The sequence below is a fragment of the Streptomyces sp. NPDC002076 genome (assembly GCF_053593835.1).
The window spans coordinates 1-3339 of sequence record NZ_JBSFDI010000062.1; the positions used below are offsets into that span (position 1 = coordinate 1).

Here is a 3339-nt window from a genome sequence, read left to right on the forward strand (position 1 = left end):
AACGCCGTGCCGGGCAGCAGCACCGCACCCATGACCGCGTGATCGGCCAGCCACGGCTGCGTCTCCACCGACAACCGGCCGGTGAACAGGAAGCCTTCGGCGTCGGCGAGGGAGACGGCCGCGCCCAGCAGCGGGTGATCGGCGGACCGCAACCCCATGGAGGTGACGTCGCCGACCGCGGTGCCGGCGTCCAGCCAGTAGTGCTCGTGCTGGAAGGCGTAGGTGGGCAGGTCGACGCGTTCGGCTCCGGTGCCGGAGAAGTACGCGGTCCAGTCGACGGCGACCCCACGCACGTGGGCCACGCCCAGGGCGGCGGTGAGGGACTCGGCCTCCGCACGTCCCTGGCGCAGCACGGGGACGAAGGCGTGGCCGTCGCCGGTGACGCAGTCCTGCGCCATCGCCGACAGGACACCGTCGGGGCCGAGCTCAACGAACGTCGTCACGTTCTCCGCTTCCAAGACCCGCATGCCGTCGCGGAAGCGGACGGCTTCACGGACGTGGCGGACCCAGAAGCCGGGGTCGGTGATCTCCTCGGCGGTCGCGATCGTCCCGGTGAGGTTGGATACGACGGGGATGCCGGGAGCCTCGTACGACAGACCCTCGGCAACCTTGCGGAAGGCCTCGAGCACCCCGTCCATGTGCGGCGAGTGGAATGCGTGACTGACCGTCAGACACTTGGTCTTCCGGCCCTGCGCCTCGAAGGAAGCGGCGATGTCCAGTACGGCGTCCTCGTCACCGGCCACGACCACGGAGGCGGGGCCGTTGACCGCGGCGATGCTCACCGCGTCCGTCAGGAACGGCGCCACCTCGTCCTCGGCGGCCTGGACGGCCACCATCGCACCACCGGACGGCAGCTCCTGCATCAGCCGACCACGGGCCGCGACCAGCGTGCACGCGTCCTCCAGCGACAGCACACCCGCACAGTGCGCCGCCGCGATCTCACCGATCGAATGACCGGAGACGAAGTCCGGGCGCACACCCCACGACTCCAGCAGCCGGAACAGCGCCACCTCGACGGCGAACAGCGCGGGCTGCGTGTACGCCGTCCGGTCGATCAGCCCGGCATCGTCACCGAACAGCGCCTCACGCAGGGGCAGTTCGAAGTGGGTGAGGATCTCGTCCAGCACCTGGGCGAACGCGGGACAGGCGTCGTACAGCTCCCGGCCCATCCCCAGCCGCTGGCTGCCCTGCCCGGTGAACAGGAACGCCGTCTTGCCCCGGCCGTCGGCGTTTCCGAACGGCATGCCGACCGGGGTCTTGCCGGCGGCCACCTCGGCCAGACGGTCGAGGAAGGTGCGGCGGTCGGCCGCGATCACCACGGCGCGGGTCTCCAGGGCGGACCGTGTCGTCGCCAGGGAGTGAGCGATGTCGGTCGGGTCGAGTTCGGGGCGCTGCTGTATGTGGGCCAGCAACCGCTCCGCCTGGGCGCACAGCGCTTGCTCGCCTCGGGCCGACAGCAGCCAGGGCAGCACGGGCAGCGAGATCTTGGCGGGCGAGGCCGCCGTGCCGTCCTCGGGTGAGAGCTGTCCGTCGTCGGCCAGTGGCGGCTGTTCGACGATGACATGGGCGTTGGTGCCGCTGATGCCGAAGGAGGACACCGCCGCCCGGCGGGGACGGCCGGTCTCCGGCCACTCCCGCGCCTCGGTCAGCAGCTCCACCGCGCCCGCAGACCAGTCCACGTGCGGGGATGGCTCGTCCACGTGCAGGGTCCGCGGCAGCACACCGTGCCGCATCGCCATCACCATCTTGATGATCCCGGCGACACCGGCCGCGGCCTGCGTGTGACCGATGTTCGACTTCACCGACCCCAGCCACAACGGCGTGTCCTCGGCCCGGGCCTTGCCGTAGGTGGCCAGCAGCGCCTGCGCCTCGATCGGGTCGCCCAGCGTCGTACCCGTACCGTGCGCCTCCACCACGTCGACGTCCTTCGTGGTCAGCCGGGCGTTGGCCAGTGCCTGCCGGATCACTCGCTGCTGCGAGGGACCGTTCGGCGCCGTCAGGCCGTTGCTCGCGCCGTCCTGGTTGACCGCCGAGCCGCGGACCACGGCCAGCACGGGGTGGCCGTTCTTCCGGGCGTCCGAGAGCCGCTCCACCAGGAGCATGCCCACGCCCTCGCCCCAGCCCGTGCCGTCCGCCGCGGCGGCGAACGACTTGCAGCGGCCGTCGAAGGACAGGCCGCGCTGGCGGCTGAACTCGGTGAAGGTACCCGGTGTCGGCATGACGGTGACACCGCCGGCCAGCGCCAGCGAGCACTCGCCGTTGCGCAGCGCCTGGACGGCCAGGTGCAGGGTGACCAGCGAGGACGAGCAGGCGGTGTCGACGGTGACCGCCGGGCCCTCCAGGCCGAACGAGTAGGCCACACGGCCGGAGGCGATGCTGCTGGATCCGCCGGTGCCGAGGTAGCCCTCCACGCCTTCGGGTACGGCGCGCAGGCGGGAGGTGTAGTCGTGGTACATCACGCCGGCGAAGACACCCGTCCGGCTGCCGCGCACCGACGCCGGGTCGATGCCCGCGCGTTCGAACACCTCCCAGGTGGTCTCCAGGAGCAGCCGCTGCTGCGGGTCCATCGCCAACGCCTCACGCGGGCTGATGCCGAAGAACGCCGGGTCGAAGTAGTTGGCGTCGTGCAGGAACCCGCCTTCGCTGACGTAACTCGTGCCCTGTTGTTCGGGATCGGCGTCGAAGAGACGCTCGATGTCCCAGCCGCGGTCGGTCGGGAAGCCGGAGATCGCGTCCCGGCCGTCCAGGACCAGCTGCCACAGGTCCTCGGGCGATCCGACGCCACCGGGGTAGCGGCAGCTCATCCCGACGATCGCGATCGGTTCCTGCTCCCCCGACTCGACTTCCTCCAGGCGGCGCCGGGTTTCATGAAGGTCCGCCGTCACCCGCTTGAGAAAGTAGCGGAGCTTTTCCTCGTTCATACGTGCATCCCTCTCGCGGCAGCCAGAAAGGCGGAGCCGTTCACGTCAGGAGATCCCGAACTCTTTACCGATGAAGTCGAACAGGTCGTCGTCCGTCGCCGATTCGATCTCCTCGGCGACCTCGGCCGCAGCCGCGTCGTCCTCCGGCTCCTTCCGGCCGTCACCCCACTTGGCCAGCAGGTCCTGGAGGCGTGCGGTGATCTGCGCATGCCCGTCGCCATCGGGGAGGACCACCGCCAAAGATGCCTCCAGCCTGTCGAGCTCCGCGAGCAGCGGGGTCACCGCCGCCGGCCCCTCCGGGGCGGTCTCCTCCCGGAGGAAGGCGGCCAGGGCGGTGGGCGTGGGGTAGTCGAAGATCAGGGTCGCGGGGAGGCGGACCTCGGTGGCCGCGGTCAGCCGGTTGCGCAGCTCCACCGCG

At 70.9% G+C, this 3339-nt stretch carries 1 protein-coding gene and 1 pseudogene; both read right to left on the reverse strand.

The window, feature by feature from the left end:
• Positions 1 to 2921 (reverse strand): type I polyketide synthase (locus ACWCQS_RS45960; protein ID WP_451009987.1); only part of this gene is annotated, 2921 nt, incomplete at its 3' end.
• Positions 2922 to 2966: 45 nt separating this feature from the next.
• A pseudogene (locus ACWCQS_RS45965) lies at positions 2967 to 3339 on the reverse strand (type I polyketide synthase); the annotation flags it as partial.